Source organism: Streptococcus suis YS56 (genome assembly GCF_000440115.1).
GTDB classification, from domain to species: domain Bacteria; phylum Bacillota; class Bacilli; order Lactobacillales; family Streptococcaceae; genus Streptococcus; species Streptococcus suis_L.
The window spans coordinates 1-19,146 of record NZ_ALMY01000081.1 but is presented as its reverse complement, the minus strand read 5'-3'; the positions used below and the strand labels follow the sequence as shown (position 1 = coordinate 19,146).

Annotated in this window: 18 protein-coding genes; 1 reads left to right on the top strand and 17 read right to left on the bottom strand. The window is 41.0% G+C overall.

Features of this window, described 5'->3' with window-relative positions:
• Window positions 1–39 precede the first annotated feature (39 nt).
• A complete protein-coding gene (locus SST62_RS0109950; protein WP_002934978.1) occupies window positions 40–222 on the top strand; it encodes a 4-oxalocrotonate tautomerase in 183 nt (60 codons plus the stop codon).
• Between the two features lie 49 nt (window positions 223–271).
• Here SST62_RS0109950 and lepA read toward each other — a convergent pair whose 3' ends face one another.
• The 17 genes from lepA to SST62_RS0109860 form a co-directional block, all read right to left on the bottom strand.
• The gene (gene lepA / locus SST62_RS0109945) at window positions 272–2,104 is read right to left on the bottom strand and encodes a translation elongation factor 4 (RefSeq protein ID WP_029187235.1); all 1,833 of its coding nucleotides are present in this window, start codon (window positions 2,102–2,104) and stop codon (window positions 272–274) included.
• Between the two features lie 281 nt (window positions 2,105–2,385).
• The gene (locus tag SST62_RS0109940; protein WP_029187234.1) at window positions 2,386–3,057 is read right to left on the bottom strand and encodes an HIRAN domain-containing protein; all 672 of its coding nucleotides are present in this window, start codon (window positions 3,055–3,057) and stop codon (window positions 2,386–2,388) included.
• A 105-nt stretch (window positions 3,058–3,162) separates the two neighbouring features.
• Window positions 3,163–3,576 carry a nucleoside-diphosphate kinase gene (ndk, locus tag SST62_RS0109935; protein WP_029187233.1) on the bottom strand — a complete coding sequence of 138 codons (414 nt, stop codon included), beginning with the start codon at window positions 3,574–3,576 and terminating at the stop codon, window positions 3,163–3,165.
• A 22-nt stretch (window positions 3,577–3,598) separates the two neighbouring features.
• Window positions 3,599–4,186, bottom strand: coding sequence for a ribosome biogenesis GTP-binding protein YihA/YsxC (gene yihA, locus SST62_RS0109930; RefSeq protein ID WP_029179053.1), 588 nt, complete (start codon window positions 4,184–4,186; stop codon window positions 3,599–3,601).
• Between the two features lie 53 nt (window positions 4,187–4,239).
• On the bottom strand, window positions 4,240–5,466 hold the full coding sequence (clpX, locus tag SST62_RS0109925) for an ATP-dependent Clp protease ATP-binding subunit ClpX (protein WP_024411303.1): 1,227 nt from the start codon (window positions 5,464–5,466) through the stop codon (window positions 4,240–4,242).
• A gap of 197 nt (window positions 5,467–5,663) precedes the next feature.
• Window positions 5,664–6,176 (bottom strand): dihydrofolate reductase, encoded by a 513-nt coding sequence (locus SST62_RS0109915; RefSeq protein ID WP_024405715.1) that lies wholly within the window; start codon window positions 6,174–6,176, stop codon window positions 5,664–5,666.
• A gap of 336 nt (window positions 6,177–6,512) precedes the next feature.
• Window positions 6,513–7,352, bottom strand: a complete 840-nt coding sequence (locus SST62_RS0109910) for a thymidylate synthase (RefSeq protein ID WP_029187232.1) — start codon at window positions 7,350–7,352, stop codon at window positions 6,513–6,515.
• Window positions 7,353–7,403: 51 nt separating this feature from the next.
• Entirely contained in the window at window positions 7,404–7,706 is a 303-nt protein-coding gene (locus SST62_RS0109905) for a hypothetical protein (protein ID WP_029187231.1), read from the bottom strand.
• Between the two features lie 12 nt (window positions 7,707–7,718).
• Window positions 7,719–7,997 carry a hypothetical protein gene (locus tag SST62_RS0109900; protein WP_029187230.1) on the bottom strand — a complete coding sequence of 93 codons (279 nt, stop codon included), beginning with the start codon at window positions 7,995–7,997 and terminating at the stop codon, window positions 7,719–7,721.
• Window positions 7,998–8,121: 124 nt separating this feature from the next.
• A complete protein-coding gene (locus tag SST62_RS0109895; protein WP_029187229.1) occupies window positions 8,122–9,081 on the bottom strand; it encodes an ROK family glucokinase in 960 nt (319 codons plus the stop codon).
• Window positions 9,082–9,172: 91 nt separating this feature from the next.
• On the bottom strand, window positions 9,173–9,508 hold the full coding sequence (locus tag SST62_RS0109890) for a hypothetical protein (RefSeq protein WP_029187228.1): 336 nt from the start codon (window positions 9,506–9,508) through the stop codon (window positions 9,173–9,175).
• A complete protein-coding gene (locus SST62_RS0109885) occupies window positions 9,509–11,377 on the bottom strand; it encodes an ABC-F family ATP-binding cassette domain-containing protein (RefSeq protein WP_029187227.1) in 1,869 nt (622 codons plus the stop codon).
• A complete protein-coding gene (locus tag SST62_RS0109880; protein ID WP_029187226.1) occupies window positions 11,370–12,581 on the bottom strand; it encodes a CCA tRNA nucleotidyltransferase in 1,212 nt (403 codons plus the stop codon). Before SST62_RS0109880 ends, SST62_RS0109885 begins: the two co-directional genes overlap by 8 nt.
• Window positions 12,578–13,345, bottom strand: a complete 768-nt coding sequence (dapB, locus tag SST62_RS0109875; RefSeq protein WP_029185022.1) for a 4-hydroxy-tetrahydrodipicolinate reductase — start codon at window positions 13,343–13,345, stop codon at window positions 12,578–12,580. Before dapB ends, SST62_RS0109880 begins: the two co-directional genes overlap by 4 nt.
• A gap of 8 nt (window positions 13,346–13,353) precedes the next feature.
• Window positions 13,354–14,196, bottom strand: coding sequence for a DegV family protein (locus SST62_RS0109870; RefSeq protein WP_029187225.1), 843 nt, complete (start codon window positions 14,194–14,196; stop codon window positions 13,354–13,356).
• Window position 14,197: 1 nt separating this feature from the next.
• A complete protein-coding gene (locus SST62_RS0109865) occupies window positions 14,198–14,572 on the bottom strand; it encodes a DUF1149 family protein (RefSeq protein ID WP_029187224.1) in 375 nt (124 codons plus the stop codon).
• 149 nt (window positions 14,573–14,721) lie between these two features.
• A partial coding sequence (locus tag SST62_RS0109860) for a ZmpA/ZmpB/ZmpC family metallo-endopeptidase (RefSeq protein WP_029187223.1) occupies window positions 14,722–19,146 on the bottom strand: 4,425 nt, incomplete at its 5' end.

Sequence of the window (19,146 nt, the reverse complement as noted above, 5' to 3'; positions counted from 1 at the left end):
AACTATGGTACAATAAACGAAAAATAAAGGAGGAAATATATGCCGTTTGTACGTATTGATTTGTTTGAAGGACGCACAGAAGAACAAAAGATTGCCTTAGCACGTGAAGTTACCGAAGTTGTATCTCGTAATACTAATGCGCCAAAAGAAGCCATTCATGTCTTCATCAATGATATGCCTGAAGGGACTTACTACCCACAAGGTGAAATGAAACGTAAATAAGAGAAAACACTCTTGCAACAAAATGCAGGAGTGTTTCTTTGTATTAAGTTTATTTCTTATCGTCTTCATCCATGCTGAGGACGCTGAGGAAGGCTTCTTGTGGAACTTCGACAGAGCCGATGGCTTTCATCCGTTTCTTACCGGCTTTTTGTTTTTCTAGGAGTTTACGTTTACGGGAAACGTCACCACCATAACACTTGGCCAAAACGTTTTTGCGAAGGGCCTTAATATCACTACGGGCAACGATTTTCTGACCGATAGCTGCCTGAATAGGCACTTCAAATTGCTGACGAGGGATGATTTTCTTGAGTTTGTCCACGATAATTTTCCCTCGTTCATAGGCAAATTCCTTGTGGACGATAAAGCTGAGAGCATCGACCTTATCCCCATTGAGGAGAATATCCATTTTCACCAACTTGGATGAACGGTATTCAGAAATCTCATAGTCGAAGCTGGCATAACCACGAGTGGATGACTTAAGCTTGTCAAAGAAGTCAAAGACAATCTCCGCAAGTGGAATTTGGTAGATAACATTGACACGGTTATCATCAATATAATCCATAGTCACAAAGTCACCACGTTTCCGCTGAGCCAATTCCATGACTGCACCGACGTATTCCTGCGGTACCATAATTTGCGCTTTAACGTAAGGTTCTTCGATAGTAGCAATCTTGGTTGGGTCAGGAAACTCTGACGGGTTGGCTACATCAATCATTTCTCCGTCTGTCATGTTGACATGGTAGACTACCGACGGTGCTGTCATGATGAGGTCAATGTTAAACTCCCGCTCAATCCGTTCTTGGATAACATCCATGTGCAAGAGCCCCAAGAATCCACATCGGAAACCGAATCCGAGAGCCTGTGAAGTTTCTGGCTCAAACTGTAAGCTAGCATCATTGAGTTGGAGTTTTTCCAAGGCTTCACGTAGATCATTGTACTTGTTGGAATCGATTGGATAGATACCTGCAAAGACCATTGGGTTCATCTGCTTGTAGCCTGCTAGTGGCTCGCTGGCAGGATTTTCCGCCAAGGTCACTGTATCACCGACACGGGTATCAGCTACAGTCTTGATAGAAGCTGCGATATAGCCAACATCTCCAACTGCTAGGAAATCACGACCAATGGCTTTTGGTGTGAAAATTCCGACTTCTGTTACATCAAAGGTCTTGCCATTGCTCATCATCTGGATGGTATCACCTGGCTTCACGACACCATTGACGATACGAACTTGGAGGATAACCCCACGATAAGGGTCATAGACAGAGTCAAAAATCAATGCTTGCAAAGGAGCTTCGACATCACCAGTCGGTGCTGGAACCTTCTCGACAATCTGCTCCAAGATCTCCTCGATACCAATACCTGCCTTAGCTGATGTTGGCACTGCTTCTGAAGCATCCAAACCAATCACATCTTCGATTTCCTGACGAACACGCTCTGGGTCTGCTGCTGGCAGGTCAATCTTGTTAATGATTGGCAAGATTTCCAAATCATTGTCCAAGGCTAGATAAACGTTAGCCAAGGTCTGTGCTTCAATCCCTTGAGCAGCATCCACCACCAGAATCGCACCCTCACAGGCAGCCAACGAACGTGATACTTCATAGGTAAAGTCAACGTGTCCTGGTGTGTCAATCAAGTGGAAAATGTATGTCTCTCCATCTTTAGCTGTATAGTTGAGTTCGATTGCGTTCAGTTTAATGGTGATACCACGCTCACGCTCCAAATCCATACTATCCAGCAACTGAGCTTGCATTTCACGGCTGGAAACTGTTTCCGTCTTCTCAAGAATACGGTCAGCCAAGGTTGATTTACCATGGTCGATGTGGGCAATAATGGAGAAATTACGAATTTTCTCCTGTCGTTTTTTCAAATCTTCTAAATTCATGTTTCTTCCTCTACAAGGGTATTACTCCTCATTATATCAGATTTAGTGATAATTTTCCATAAGAAAAACACCTAGAAATATAGGTTGTTGTCACGAGTAAATTCCCAAAGTAAGTTCTAGTCGGTCATAAAATAAGACTGAAACAAGGAATTGTTGTTTGATTAAAGGTATGGAACCATTAATTTTTGATATATAAATTCCAGTTAATATATCAAAGAGTTAATTTCTGATTTTATTACTTGTCCCACATAAACTCGATATATTTTTAATGAATTTAATAATTACAATTTTTCATCATTTAAAACGTAAATTGTCAGTTCGTAATAAGCACGATAACCTTTAGCATAACTCCCTTGTCTTTCCATATCTACTGACAAGTTCAACTTTTCCCCTCTATCGATTAGTCGGGAGACTTCCTCAGAAGCAGTTTTAGGGATATAGCCAACAAAATAACCACATACAAGTACTTTAACTGCATTTGGGTCATACTTATTATCTGGCTCACGAACTAACTTAACATCTGTAGTTTCTCCGCCGTACGTCAGACATCTTAACACCCTCATTGGCTCAAAACGATCTTCCCTATATTGCGTACCTGCTACATAAAAATGCGAAAAATATTTGTACTTAGCAATGAATTCTCTATTTTTATTGATAGCCTCCTCTATAGAATCAATCTCATTTTTATAATGGCTCATCAATCCATCACATCTATCCGATTGGAAATATGATGTTACTACATACATGAAACAAAGAAATACCATAATAACAAGAAACATCCCTTTGAATACAATGACAGAGAAGAACAGCATCGTTATAGCAAAAATCACCCAATTTTTACATTGTTTTTTCTTAGTACGCAAGTTCTCAATCTCCAAAAATATTTCTTCAATCTTTTGTTCCTTTTGAGAAATTTCTGCTTTAATATTGCTAATGGTTTCTCCTCGACTCATGGTGAATAACCTCTCTATTATTGATTTTTTTCATTATACCACTAATCAGTTTTTTCACCAATTTATCAAAAAGAAAAACACCTAGAAAACTAGGTGTCTGCTCTGCTATTTCCCCAGCCAAAGACCGATCTCGCGTTCGGCTGCTTCTGCACTATCTGAACCATGAACGACATTTGCCACAATTCCCTCAACAGGCGCTATCGCAAAATCTCCACGAATAGTCCCAGGTAGGGCGTTTACTGGATTGGTAGCTCCCATCATATCTCGCCAAGATTTGATAACTTCTGGCCCTTCTATAATGCCAGCTATCATCGGCCCGCTCGTCATATATTGTACTAATTGCGGGAAGAAAGGTTTATCTGTCAAATGATCATAATGTTGACTGATTAGCTCCTCTGTTGCTGTAACCATTTTTAAATCTCGGATTTGAAATCCCCTGCATTCGATACGTGAAAGAATTTGTCCCGCAAGTCCACGCTTAAGAGCATCTGGTTTGATGATGAAGAAAGTACGTTCCATGATTTTTCTCCTGAACTGTTTATTAGATATTACTTAAGATAGCATCCCATGCCTGATCGTATCCGTGACGAGTCTCAGAAGAAAAGATAACGAATTGATCATTTTTATCAAAATCCAATTTCTTTTTAATCATCGATTCGTGCTTATTCCACTTTCCTCGTGGGATTTTATCAGCCTTCGTTGCCACAATAATAACAGGAATTTCATAATATTTCAAGAAATCATACATTTGAACATCATCTGCTGATGGCTCATGACGCATGTCTACTAAACTCACCACAACACGTAGATTTTCTCGTGTCGTCAAATACTCTTCAATCATTTTGCCCCACTTAGCACGCTCAGTTTTGGATACTTTAGCATAGCCATAACCTGGAACATCTACGAATCGAATCTTATCATCTATATTATAAAAATTGAGTTGTTGAGTCTTTCCTGGTTTTCCTGACGTACGTGCAAGATTTTTTCTTCCTAGAAGAGTATTGATAAATGAGGACTTTCCAACGTTAGATCGCCCGGCAAGGGCAATTTCTGGAATGTCATCGCTAGGATACTGGGCTTTTGAAACAGCACTGAGCAAAATCTCAGCATTATGTGTGTTGATTTCCATTTTATACCTTTCATAAATAAGGGTAGAAATCAATCAGTTTCTACCCTTTATTTTTAAGCAGTTTCTAGTAAAGGCTTTTCCTTACCGTCTACTGCTGCTTTTGTTACACGAACACGTTTAACGTTATCTTGGCCTGGCACCTCAAACATGACATCCAACATCGTTTCTTCAATGATGGAACGAAGTCCACGAGCGCCAGTCTTACGTTCAATTGCTTTTTCTGCAATTGCTAACAAGGCATCCTCATCAAAGTCAAGCTCCACGTCATCATAAGACAAGAGTGTCTGGTATTGTTTTACAAGAGCATTCTTCGGTTCCGTCAAAATGCGTACCAAATCCTCTGTTGTCAATTGGTCCAAAGCTGCAAATACAGGCAAGCGACCAATCAACTCTGGAATGATACCGAATTTTTGAATATCGTCTGCAATGATATGTTGCATGTATGATTCTTTTTCATCAATAGCACGATTATTATGACCAAAACCGATGATTTTTTCACCGAGACGCTGTTTGACGATTTCTTCGATACCATCAAATGCACCGCCAACGATGAACAGGATATTTTTGGTGTCCACGTGAATCATTTCTTGGTTTGGATGTTTGCGTCCGCCTTGTGGTGGTACGCTGGCCACAGTTCCCTCGATAATTTTTAGGAGAGCTTGCTGGACACCTTCACCAGATACATCGCGGGTAATGGACACATTTTCACCTTTTTTGGCAATTTTATCAATTTCATCCACATAGATAATTCCTCTTTCTGCACGGTCGATGTTAAAGTCTGCAGCCTGCAAAAGTTTGAGGAGGATATTTTCTACGTCTTCACCAACATAACCCGCCTCAGTAAGAGCGGTCGCATCAGCAATAGCAAACGGGACATTCAAACTTTTAGCCAAGGTTTGAGCCAAGAATGTCTTACCAGAACCTGTTGGACCAATCATGAGAATGTTTGATTTCTGTAAATCAACATCATTTTCATCGCGACTATCTTGGAAATTGATACGTTTGTAATGGTTGTAGACAGCGACAGCCAAGGCACGTTTAGCACGATCTTGTCCAATGACATAATTGTTTAAAATATCGAGCAATTCCTGTGGCTTTGGCGTATCGGCTAAGTCTGTCAAAACTTCTTCTGCCAGTTCTTCACGAATGATTTCTTGAGCTAACTCCACACACTCATTACAAATGAAAACATTGTTTCCTGCAATAATTTTTTTAACTTCTTCTTGATTTTTTCCGCAAAATGAGCAATAGATTAGCTCATGTGTATGCTTAACAGCCATGTGTTTCCTCTTTCATATCTCTTATCTAAATAAAAATCCATAAATGGCATGAATACTATTGACCAGATTGGTAAAAGCATTCAGTAAAAATAAAATTGCTAAACCAAAACGTTTCTTCCGAAAGGCTTGAATCGCACAAAGAACACAAATCCCACAGAGAAATGCTGTAAATAAACCGAATAAACTTCTCTCCATGCCTAACCATCTCTTCTTTCATAGGTTTTTATTGTAAAATCATACGGGTTTTTCTCGTCTTTTGGACGTAAATTGGCGCTTTGTAGCTGAAATTTCTCCATAGGAAATGCTTTCGGAAAATACACATCGCCATTAAATTGACCGTGAATATCTGTCACTATTAATGTTTCAATGTAAGGTGCAAAGGCAGTAAAAATTTGTCCCCCACCAATCACAAATAGTGTCTGCTCCTGTTTGTTATACCAATCTAGGACATCTTCCACACTGTGTAAAATGGTAACACGTTCACTCTCTAGTTGATAGGTTTTATCCGTTGTCAAAACGATGGTGTGACGATTGGGAAGAGCACGTTTACCCATGCCGTCGAAGGTTATACGTCCCATCACCATCGTGTGACCTGTTGTCGTTTCTTTGAAATGAGCTAAGTCAGCTGGTAATGACCAAGGAAGTCTATCACCTTTTCCAATCAATCCATTTTCATCTTGAGCCCAAATGGCAACAATCTTTTTAGTCATTTTCTCTCACTTTCCGTCCTATCATTCTATCAAAAAAACATGAAAAATGCACTTACCAAGTAGGTCTAGTGCAAATTTTTATCATGCTGAAACTATCACCGACTCCTCAGAGATAGGGGAGATTCCGAGATTCGTAGAATGTGAATCTCACTGGTGCTGGAAAGCCCCCTCATCTTAAAACGCCAAGTCAAATTTGAGTTGCGGTTTAACTGGCTTCGACAGTCTGAGTATAGACTGTTGAAGGTTGGAAGTGAAACAGGTCGGGAAACTGTTTCAGCCTGAGCCTAAAAATAAAGAAGCGAGGTAAAAGAACGAAGTTCTTCACTGCTAATCCAGTTAAATTGCTAGATCGAATTTTAACTGCGGCTTAACCGGCTCATAGTCCACCAACTCAAAATCTTCTGCTTTAATATCAAAAAAGTTTGTTCCGTCTGGGACGTTCAAGACCAAACGAGGCTCTACTTCAGATGGTGTACGGCGGAGCAATTCTTCAGCTTGTTCAAACTGATTATCATAGATGTGAAGATTGTTGATGAAATAGAAAAACTTCCCAACCTTCCAGCCAAAATGTTTAGCAATCATCATCTGAAGGGCTACATACTGCATAGCGTTGATATGATGGGCTACTAGCATATCATTTGACCGCTGAGTTAGAGTTGCATCCAGGTAAATCTCCCCATCCACTCGTCGAACGTCAAACATAGTCTGAAAGGCACATGGCAAGAGACCTGCAGATTGGTCAAACGCTTCATAATCCCACAAAGAAATCACATTGCGGCGATTCCATGGATTTTCCTCCAATTGCTTGAGGATTTTTGAAATAATGTCATGTTTTTTCACAATAGCACCGTAACGTTCACCGATTGTGCCAGTTCCCTCAACTTCCCAATCATTCCAATACTGGACACCGTATTTTTCCTGTAAAACCGACAAATCATTGGTCTGGTCTTGGTAAATCCAGAGAATTTCTTTGATGGCCGACTTAATTGGAATAGGTCTAAGTGTTGTAATAGGAAACTCGCCCTTAGACAAATCATATTCAGCAAAGGCACCTGTAACGTACTTGGAATTGGCAATATTTCCATCCTTGTAACGAGGGCGAGCATTTTCTGAAAAAACGCCCTCTTCCATAATCTTACGAATGTTTTCTTTAAAAATACTATCTGCTTTAGTCATGAGTTTAGTATAGCATGTTCTGATAAAAAACTCCAGTTTGCACTGGAGTTCTCATTTATATAGCAAGGGGTAGAGGTTGAGCTGGAACAAACCAGCGAGGGCAGTTACTAGACTGAACAGTATAAAATACAAGGCAACCAAGAGAACACTCAACAATATCTGACGAACATTTTTAGTGTAAATAGCCGTTGGTAAACTAGCGAGACCAAAAAAGGGAATGATGAAAAATGTTAGTTTGAAATTCACATTTACAATATCAAACCATTGGCCTATTTGTAAAAATAGCAAGACCATGAGAAAAGTTGCAAGGCTGTACAAAACTAAATTTAACCGTTTTAATAGTGTCATATTCATTAGAAACTCCTTCTAGGGACCAAAGAAAACATAGCCCAGTCCAAATATCAAGGGGAAGGAAATAATCAATAGAATACTGGTAATGCCCGTCCAAAGTTTTTTATAGTAAATCGACAAGATGAGAATCAATGCCCCTAGCAAAGGCAAAATCATCATGGTCGCCACGTTTCCCCAACTAGACGGGAAGAACCAATCACGAATCCAGTTATCAAGGAAAAAGGCAGATAGCAAAATCAACAAACCAAGTATTGTCAGATAATCCGTTACTTTTGACATATTTACTTGTTTCATGGACCAACACTCCTTTCTCTTTACACTTTCATTGTACGCTTTTTCACCACCTTTTTCAATATATGTATATAAAGAAATTGTGACAGCGGATTTAAAAAAAGCAGAGTTCCCTCTGCTTTAGATATTATTTCAAGACGAGTGATGCAGCACCTAAGACACCTGCATCATTGCCACGTGTTGCCAAAACAATTTGTGTGCTTTCCTTGATTTGTGGGAAGCTGTTCTCAGCAAAGACCTTGCGAACACCATCCAATAAGAACTCTCCTGCTGCTGACACACCGCCACCCAGAACGATGTAGGCAGGATTGAGGACTGCAGCAATGTTTGCACAAGCAACACCTAGGCATTCTGAGAAGTGACGGTAGACAATCAAAGCCAAATCATCGCCTTCTTTTGCCAAATCAAAGACATCCTTAGCCGTTACATCTTGGCCATCATCAATCATTTGTTTCAGTTTTGCATCGCCAGCGTATTGATCAGCATAGCGTCGGCTGAGGTTAACAATACCTGTCGCAGAAGCCACAGTTTCCAAGCACCCTTTTTTACCACAAGTACAAGCAAATGGCTCATCAAAGTCAACTGTGATATGGCCCAATTCACCACCAGCACCTTTGACACCACGAATGAGATTGCCAGCAGCGATGACGCCACCGCCAACACCAGTTCCAAGGGTCATAAAGACAACGTTTGGATTGTTGTTTCCAGCACCAACCCATTGCTCACCGAGGGCTGCTACGTTGGCATCATTGTCGATGAAAAATGGCAGACCAAGGGCAGCCTCAAACTGTTCTTTGACCAACTGCAAGGTTTTCCAGTTAAGGTTATAGGCACCGATAACAGTACCAGCTTCGCTATCAACCACACCGGGAGACCCCATACCAACACCCAAGAAATCATCCTTTGTCAAACCATGAGTTTCAAAGCGGTGTAGAATGCTCTCAATAATATCAGGAACAATGTGACTTCCTTCATCCAAAATATTTGTCTTGATAGACCATTTTTCTTGAATCTCGCCATCAGTCGTCAGAATTGCCAACTTAACAGATGTACCACCCAAGTCAATACCAATAATTTTTTTAGACATAATCATCACCTCAAATGTATTTTCTTTATTATATCACAATGCAAAGGTTTGCGTAAAGCCTTTTCATAAATTTGTAAGTATAAATAATGCCCTATCTAAAAAGATAGAGCAAAATTAAAAATTGAATATGCAAGATAAAGCGACCGACAGAAAAGAGCATGGCAACCGTAAAATTACTACCTTCTTTCGTTCCGTTATAGAGAAATAGAGTAGAAATAAAGGTAAATCCTAGAGCAAACCCCACCATCTGAAGAGCATGATAGGCTTGGCTGTAAAAATAGAGCGTGACAGCCAGCAAGAGCATGGATAAAACCGTTAACACCAAGCGTAAAGCATTCATCTTTTTGGTCTTAAAATAGCTAAACAAAGCCGCTCCCAAGGTCACCAAGAGATAGATGACCATATATGACATGACAAGAACTTTCATCTAGCCCTCCAACTCGCTCAGATACTCATAGCGTTCATATTTTTCCAAGAGCAGATCGTTTTTCTCATCCAATTCCTTCTGCAAATCGGACAATTTTGAAAAATCACTGCCACAGGTTAGCATTTCCGCCTCGATTTCCGCAATCCGCTCCTCCAAGCCAGCAATATCCTCTTCGATGGTCGCCCATTCCTGCTTCTCAAAGTAGGACATCCGCTTCTTGTTCTCTTTGACCTTCTCGGTTTTCTCCTTTGGTTTTTCCAAGGAAATGGCAGAGCTGGAAGCCAGAAAAGCCTTCTCATCCAGATAGTCTGTGTAGTTGCCAAAGAAAGTCTCAATACCCTTATCTTCGAAAGCCAAGATTTTATTGGCAACCTTGTCTAGGAAATAACGGTCGTGACTAACGGTAATGACTGGACCAGTAAAGCTCTGCAAGAAATGTTCCAAGACTGTCAGAGTCGCTATGTCCAAGTCGTTGGTCGGCTCATCTAGTAAGAGAACATTTGGTCTTTCCAAGAGAATTTTCAGCAGGTAAAGTCGCTTCTTCTCCCCACCAGACAATTTTTCAATCAGGGTACCATGGGTGTTACGTGGAAAGAGGAATTGCTCCAAGAGTTCTGCGATAGAAACCATACCAGATGTCGTTTTAGCTTCTTCTGCCACTTCCTGCAAGAAATTGATGACCCGCTTGCTTTCGTCCAAGCCCTTGATGGTCTGAGAAAAATAACCGATACGGATAGTTTCACCAATATCTACCTTACCACTGTCTGCATGCAAATCACCTGCGATTAGATTGAGTAAGGTAGATTTTCCTTTACCATTATCACCGACAATACCGATGCGGTCCTTGTTTTGAATGAGCAGGTTAAAGTCTTTTAAAATGGGCTTGTCAGGATAGGAAAAGCTGACATGTTCAAAATTGATGACTTTTTTACCAATACGAGAGGTTTCAAAATTGATTTCCAGCTCGCTATCGTCTATCTTGTTGGCTAAATCGCCTTTGAGGTCATGGAAACGATTGATACGAGCCTGCTGCTTGGTTGCACGAGCTTGCGGTTGTCTGCGCATCCAAGCCAGCTCTTGTTTGTAGAGCTGCTCTTTCTTATGGCAAAGGGCGGCATCTCGCTCGTCCTGTTCTGCCTTCAAGCGAACATAGTCCTGGTAATTTCCCTGATATTCGGTTAAGCTGGCGCGGTCTAATTCAAAAATCCGTGTCGCCACATTGTCCAAGAAATAGCGATCGTGGGTAATAAAGAGAACAGACTTTTTAGTATTTTTCAAGAAAGTCGTCAACCATTCAATGGTATCAATATCCAGATGGTTAGTCGGTTCATCCAGCAAGAGCAAGTCAGCATTGCCAAGGAGGACTTGGGCCAACTGAACCCGTCTACGCAAACCGCCAGATAACTCCGCAACTGTCTTGTTGAGGTCTGTCAGACCCAGTTTAGACAAGACGGTCTTGACCTGGCTTTCAATCTCCCAAGCATTGAGAGAATCCATCTCTGCCATGACTTTCTCCAGTCTTGCTTGACTGGTTTCATCGTAATGAGATAAGAGCAGCTCGTAGTCACGAATCAGCTGGGTTTCACGGAGGTCAGAAGAAAGAACGGTGTCTAAAACCGTCTTACTTTCATCAAAGTCAGGTTCCTGGGTCAGGTAAGAAATTTTGTAGGCATTCTTGCTTTGGAAAGGTGACACGTCTCCATCAAAACCGATGCGACCTGACAGAACATCCAACAAAGTCGTCTTTCCTGTACCATTGACCCCGATAATCCCGATACGGTCGCCTTGGTGGATGATAAATGAAAGGCCTGCAAAAACTGTCTTGTCACCGACAGACTTGGTCAGGTGTTCAACGATAAAATCACTCATTCACTAAAATTCCTTTCACAAATGTCATAATCACTTGCTCTTCGTTTGCCAGCTGCCCTTCCACAATCTGGAATTCCACCTCTTTGAGTAGTTCTCCCAATACTGGACCTGGTTTGAGATCAAATGCCTTCATCAGATGTCCTCCATTGACCACAATTTCATGCTTGTCGTGGATAGTCAAGGCTTGGTCAATCTTGTCAATTGCTGCAAAATCCGTAGTCAAACCTTGTGCTTGACGGAGTTCTTCTACTAAGTACAAAAATTCTTTGCCATACTTGAAACAGATTTGCTTGGTTACTGGACCTGCTTGGCGGAGTTGATAAATCTCTACCAACTTCACAACAGTGCGTTGAAAATCATTGCTGGTTTTCCATTTTTTCAGGAAGGACTTGATGTTCTCGATACCTAAACAGACAAAGAGCATGGCCCAAGCTTGTTCAGAAGTCGAAAATCGGAAATCCTCTACCAAACTGGTCAGCATGGTTTCAAGTTTTTCTCCCTTTTCTGCTAGATCAGGCAAGAAATTGTAAGCCTTGGAGTCAATCATAGCGCGCAAGCCTTTTCGCCAAAAATCTGCCATCAAGAGTTTATCAAACTCGATAAAACTGCGCTCCACGGAGATTTTTTCCAAGAGCGGTGCGGTTTCAACCATAGCTGTAAATGTCGTCGGCTCAATCTCAAAGTCCAAGGTCGCCGCAAAGCGAAATCCACGCATGATACGGAGGGCATCTTCGTTGAAACGCTCAGCCGGTATGCCTACAGCCCGTAGGGTGCGGTTTTCCAAGTCGGTCATCCCATCAAAAAGGTCCACGATTTGAGCCTCTTCATCCAGGGCAAAGGCATTGACTGTGAAGTCGCGGCGCTTGAGATCCTCTTCTAAGGAACGCACAAAAGAAACCTGGCTCGGTCTGCGGAAGTCCACATACTCCTCCTCCGTCCGAAAGGTCGTGATTTCATACTCTTTGCTGCCTTCTAAGACCAAGACCGTCCCATGCTCAATCCCCACATCAATGGTACGCGGGAAAATCTGCTTGGTTTCCTGAGGGTAGCTGGATGTCGCAATATCGACATCATGAATAGGTCTGCCCAAAATAGCATCCCGTACGGAGCCGCCAACAAAATAAGCCTCGAAGCCAGCTGCTTTAATTTTCTCTAAAATCGGCAAAGCCTCCTGAAACTCAGAAGGCAGATTGTTTAATTTCATAATAAGTGTTCCAAACCATAAACGAGTTGTGAGCGTTTGACAACCTCTTTAATGCCGAGGTTGACACCGCCCATAAAGGAAATGCGATCGTAAGAATCATGACGAATGGTCAATCCTTCTCCCTGTGCCCCAAAAATCACTTCCTGATGGGCAACAAGGCCTGGCAAGCGTACTGAGTGGATACGGAAGCCGTCAAATTCTGCCCCACGAGCTCCAGCAATCAGTTCTTCTTCATCTGCTGCACCTTGAGCCTGTGACTGACGGACTTGGGAAATGAGTTCTGCTGTCTTAACAGCTGTTCCGCTCGGAGCATCCTTCTTCTTGTCATGGTGTAATTCAATGATTTCAAGATTTGGGAAATACTTGGCTGCCTGAGCCGCGAATTGCATGAGCAAGATTGCTCCGATCGCAAAGTTAGGAGCAATCAAGCCTCCCAAGCCCTTCTCAGCAGACAAGGCGGTTAATTCTTCGATTTCTTCTGGGGTAAAGCCCGTTGTACCAACCACAGGTGCGAAGCCATTTTCCAAGGCAAAACGGGTGTTTTCATAGGCAAATTTTGGCGTTGTAAAATCCACCCAGACATCCGCTTCTAGGCTGGCAACTTCTTCTTTGGTCTTGAAAACAGGAACACCGTCCACTTCTGCTTCTGTCGCAAATGGATCCACCAAGGCCGCGAGACTAAGTGCTGCGTCACCCTTGACCATTTCAACAGCCGTTGAGCCCATTTTCCCTTTAAATCCTGCGATAATTACCTTAATTGTCATGAAAACTCCTATTCAATAATGGGAGAAATACCAAAGGCCACAGCCCCTTCTCCCAAGTGTGTACCGATGACTGAACCAAATGACACGATTGGTAAATCGCTGCCGACACCTGCTTCTTCCAATTGCTGTTTAAAGTTTTCAGCCTTTTCAGGCGCATTGGCATGAATAATAGCAATCTGATATTGTCCTTCATTGGTTTGTTCTTGGAGAATTTCGATTAAACGCTTAATGGCTTTCTTCTCCGTCCGAACTTTTTCATAAACCTCGATCTTACCCTCACCTGTAAAATACAGAATCGGTTTGATGCTCAAGAGATTGCCAAGCAATGCCGCACCATTGGACAAGCGACCACCTTTTACCAAATGATTGAGGTCATCAACCATGATAAAGGCAGTTGTCTTGCCAATTTCTTGCTCCAACTTGCCAGTAATTTCTTCAAAACCTAATCCTGCATCAGCCCATTTAAGGACATTCTCCACCATCATGCCCAAAGGTGCTGAGGTGATTTTTGTATCTGGAAAGGCAATGGTTAATCCTTCAAATTCATCAGCCAAATACTGAATATTTTGATAAAAACCTGAAATACCTGATGATAAAAACAAACCTAACGCGTGCGTGTAGCCTTTATCTTTCAAGCCTCCAAGAATTTCTTCCAATTCCATCAAACTTGGTTGACTGGTTTTTGGCAATTCTTTTGAAGAGGCCATTTTTTGATAAAATTCCTCAACCGTCAAATTTTGTCCTTCAATAAAGTCTTGACCATCAATGTGGACTGGAATATTTAAGACAAACAAGTCCTCATGTTCTATCCCTAAAACAGCTGATGAGTCAGTAATAACTGCTAATTTCATATTAAAACTCCAAATTTACCCCTGGTGCATCAAAAGCGATTTCTGTGACATCATAGGTCATGCGTTTTAGCATATCCAATAGCGGCTCAACTAAGGTTCGTTTTTCTTCATCAGTAAATTCAGTCGGTTCATTAACATAACGTCCCTGTAGATGAACAGCTTGGCTCATAGCACCTGAGATTACAAAATGATTCAAAACAATGATAAAACGTAAAATAGTAATCATTGACGTTTTATTTTCTTCCTCATTGCGTTCAAGTAGTTGGAAATCAACATTTAATTTGGTTTCTGGCACCCCGTTTTCCTTTTCCCAGGCATGATTACGTGCATCAAAGTGATACTGATTGACAAATTCTTTTTCGCGAACGATTTCCATTTCTAAATTCTCCTAAAAACAATACTATGGTAATTATACCATAATTTAGTAGATAGTTGGAAAAAATAAAAGGAAGAAGCTGAAAATACAATCATTCCAACTTCTTCCTAAAAGAGCCAAGTAGACTAAGAAACATAACTAGATCTAGATCAGTCAGTAAATATCGAAGATGTGAAGCTATCTGTCAAACCGACATAGGCTTTCAAAATAGCGTCTTTCAAACTTTGGCGATTAAATCCTGCTTGCTTATTCTTAGCGGCCTGATAATCTTTATCGACAGCATCCGCCATCAGCCTGCTCAGCGTTTCAACATTATCTATTGTTTCAGTCTGACCATTGAAGCTAATCGTGACGGCCCTCAGTCTATCTTTCTTATCCCAGCGTTCCTTGTACATAGCTTTTTTGAAACTTGCATAGTCAGTATAGTGATTAACAAATAGTTTTTCAAAAATAAACTGATCAGATAGTGGACGGCCTGCCGCCTCTGCTTCTGCTTTTAGCTTATCTGTTGCATATGGAATAAAACCATCTTCCCACCCTTTTGCCGCTAGTAGCTCCAAGGCTGTCTTACGGAATTGTAAACCACCAACAGTACCTTGATTATTTTGTAATCCTGCATAGATCGGATAATAGAGAGGTACGAAATAGTAGTTCTTCAAATTTTCACGCAAATAGTCTTGCTCTGGTAACAGTGATGTTTTGGCAACTAGGGCATGGTCAATGGCATCATTGATAGTCGCAATGTTCAAGTTAGCCAGTTCCTCATTACTCAATTTCCTAATACGGTCATGTGCATTTTGATAGCCAAGGGACTGACCAACAGTTGCTTCATTGGCTGGGACCAACTCTATCTTGTTAAAGAAGTAAGGATAAGCCTCTTTCCCCTTGGCAGCAATAGCTTGGATTTCGACCGCATCCAAGAGGTAGGTAACATCAAAGAGCCCTTTTAGATAGGTTTGCAAATCCTCTTTTGTTTGGAAACGACTATTTGAAACATTGTGTGGAGTATTTGGACTATGTTCATTCATGAAATTAAATCCATAGTAATAAATCCCCCCACCAGCTGATGACTGCAACAAGCCCATAGCATAGGATTCTGCATCTTGACCAGGACGACGCTTATGACCGTCCAACATGATGGTTTCATCATAGTTATGGATCAATTCATGGCTCATGGTCGAATCTCCTAAATCAGATAGCATATCTCGATTGGAGAATTTAACAAAGGTTTCTGTGTCTGAAAAGGCGCTATCAGTCGATTTTCTATGCCATTCATTCAAGGCACCTGCTAACTCCTGTACATAGCGGTATTCCTGGTCATACTTATCTGCCCAACGACGTTTATCAGTTTGGTCTTCAAATGCATTTGAATCCTTGATCCAATAGCCATCCCAAATTTCAGTTGAGCGTTGGATAAACTTGTCTCTCAGATGAGAATCTGCCATCTGATACCACATATCCAAGAAGTCACCCAAGCGTTTGGCATGTTTTGGTATCAGACCTGTCTGTACCGACTGGACATGTTGGTAATATTGGTCAGGATTGGTCTTTTTCAAAGCTGTATCCACATATCTTCCATAACCACCAAAGGCTACTGTAGCCATAGAACTCAAGACAAAAATATCATCTTTTTCCTTGATATTCAGCAGTGGCAAATAGTATTTTTCATAGCGTGGAATACGTCCCAAATGGCTGTATAGACTGGTGTCAATGCTCGAGTTTACATTTGATGGAATTTCATAAACAAAGGCATTGGTCGCTTCTTTGAACCACTTCCTTGAATCAACTTCTCCCAAGAATAATTTCTTATTGTATTCCAAGAAATCACGAACTGTTCCGAGTTGACCAGATAAATGCCCAAAGCGTTCCTTATGAATAGCTGCATTATTGGCAAGTGTTAATCTGTCAAAATACATATTTTCATAGCCATTTTGTGAAACATAATACACATCCGTATCCTTGATTATCTTTTCTGTAAAGGACTTCAACCACTCAAGAGTATCAAGTTGACGACTATAAAAATCTGCATGATGGAGCACAATATTCTTGATGTTGGTATCTCCGTATGTAATACCGTATAGCCTATTGAGGTAGGCAAGTGCAAACATGATTTTTTCTTTGTCTGCCAAGAATTCGTTTTTAATGACATCCCTGACAGCCTTGCTTGTGGTATCAACCACCTGTCTATTTGCCAACAAACCTTTGATATGGCCCTTGAGATTGGCTTTGACTTCTGCAAAGGATTCATCTAAATACAAGTCTTTTAATTTGGCTTGTTTATCAGATGTTTGGATATGCAAGATGTTAGCCATCTTTTCGCTGTAAAGTTCAACCTGTGAAAATGCCGCTACTAGATCATCGATGAGGCTGGATTCCAGAGATAGTAACTGTTCCGGTGTATAGAGGAGTTGTTCGCCTAAACGATATTCCACAACCTTGGTGTTGCCATACTCACCCTTAAACACTAGGGGTAGTATTTCTGAAGTTCCGTCTTCAAAATGGATCAGCAATTTATTCAAGGAAGCATGTTGATCATAGAGATTTGTTACTATGCCATCCTCAGTCAAGGTAAGAACAGATTGGATAGGTTTGCTGTAGAGGTTGCTTGTTTCATCAATCAAGTTCCCATATTTAACAATCGTATTCCGATCATAGAAAGGCAACAACTTAGCAGTGTTTTCATAGGCAGTTCTTCGTTCAGCCTGAGCATTTTGAACCTGGTTATAATCGATGGTCTGCACTGAATTCGACTGACTGTCGGTAGTTTCCTGTCCTGTCGTGGTTGGTGCTGTTGGAATTCCCCATGCCTTGATTTTCTCTAATACGGCTTCTTGAGAAAGGCTTGTAGACTGAATAGCAGGATTTGGTTGCCCTGCTGCATTATTCTCGACAGTATGAATATTTGTTAGCACTGATCCATATGTAGTATATAGATTTTGACCCGAAGCGATGATCCCGCCATTTGTGACAGATGCACCTGTTGCTATATTATTCAAGAAAGACATTCTAGCTAAGCCAACCACACCACCTGTATCAGCAGGGGCGCTGGCTTCTATTTTACCTGTAACATAGACATTTGTCATGATCGGTTGCTGGGTTAGCATTATCATCTCCGCTGTTACGCCACCGATTTTTTGTCCGCGTCCACTTGCAGTTTTAGCATCAATCGCAACAGTAGCCCGCACCTTATCAATGGTTGAACTATTTAAAATCCCTGTAACTCCACCCATATAATAAGCTTCATGACTTGCTGTATTTCTTAGGTTGACATTAACAATGGAATTACTAATGGTCGTGCCGTTTGTGGCGTTATAGACAATGCCAGCAATATTTTGTTTGGCAGTAATATTTCCTGAAATAGAAACCTTATCGATGATAGACTTGTCTGATTTTTTAGCTAGAGCAGCTACTTCCGTTTGCTCGTTTGAAATCGCCACGTCTTTTAAGGAGATGTTTTCTACCCTAGCGTTCTTGAGCGTACTGAAAAGTGGTCTATCCAACTGCAAAATAGAATAAGTTTTGTGGTCACCCAGGCTCTTCAGACTACCAGTAAATTCTTTGGTAATGTAGGTGTCCGTTGAAACCGACTTATCAACTACCATATCTGCAGCTAGATAGTAGGTTCCACTAGGATTGTTATTGATGGCATCTACTAATTCACTAAATTTACTGTAGGCACCCTCTTGTAAAACGAGCTTATCAACTGTAAAGGTATGGTGTTCATCGAAACTATGATTGTTCTGATTAAATTTCACTAATTTTGGATGAATAATGCTCACCTTAATGCCATTGATATCATTCTCAAAGTTATCGACAGGGAGGTAAATATCTTTATTGTTTACAGTAGCAATTTTAACAAGATAATTTTCTGTAGAAGTTGGAAGATTGCTCAAGGCTGTAACTCTTGTTTTTTCTCCATTTTCATCCACCTGATATAGCTCAATACTCTTGTAGTCTCGTAATTCCAGTAATTTATTTTCTAGTTCAAATTTTTCTGTAGGAAGTACCTCTTCAATATCTTCGTTGCCTAAATGGTAAGTAAATCTTGTTTTAACAGTATATTCAGTATTTAGCAATAATTCTGTAAAACGAACCTTATCTAACTCATCTTTAGCTTGAATAGCGATTTCTGTGACTAATTCATCACCCTTATGTAGAGAAACTACAGCCTGAACAAATGTGGAGTCCGTGTCTGTCAAAGTATAGCTTAGTTCCACAATCTTATCATCTACATTCTCTTTCAGCATTGCTACGTCTAACTCTGGTTTGATTTTAGCAGGTGCTTCTGGCTGTTGTGGTGAATCAGATGAAGAATCACTTGGGACGGTAGAGTCTGCTGGCTGATTAGGATTAACTCCCTCTGATGCCGAAGTAACTGGTGTTTCTGAGTCATTTGGAGTATCGGAAGCTGGTTCGCCTGACGTACTTGATTCGGTTGTTGAATCGGATTGGTCAGAAATAGGACTTTCTTCTGTAGTTGGAGATTCAGGAACAGTTGATTCCGTTGAAGATGAAGATTGACCCGACTCAGATTCTTTTTCTGGGGTTGAAGAAGCTGGAACTTCTGACTCCGA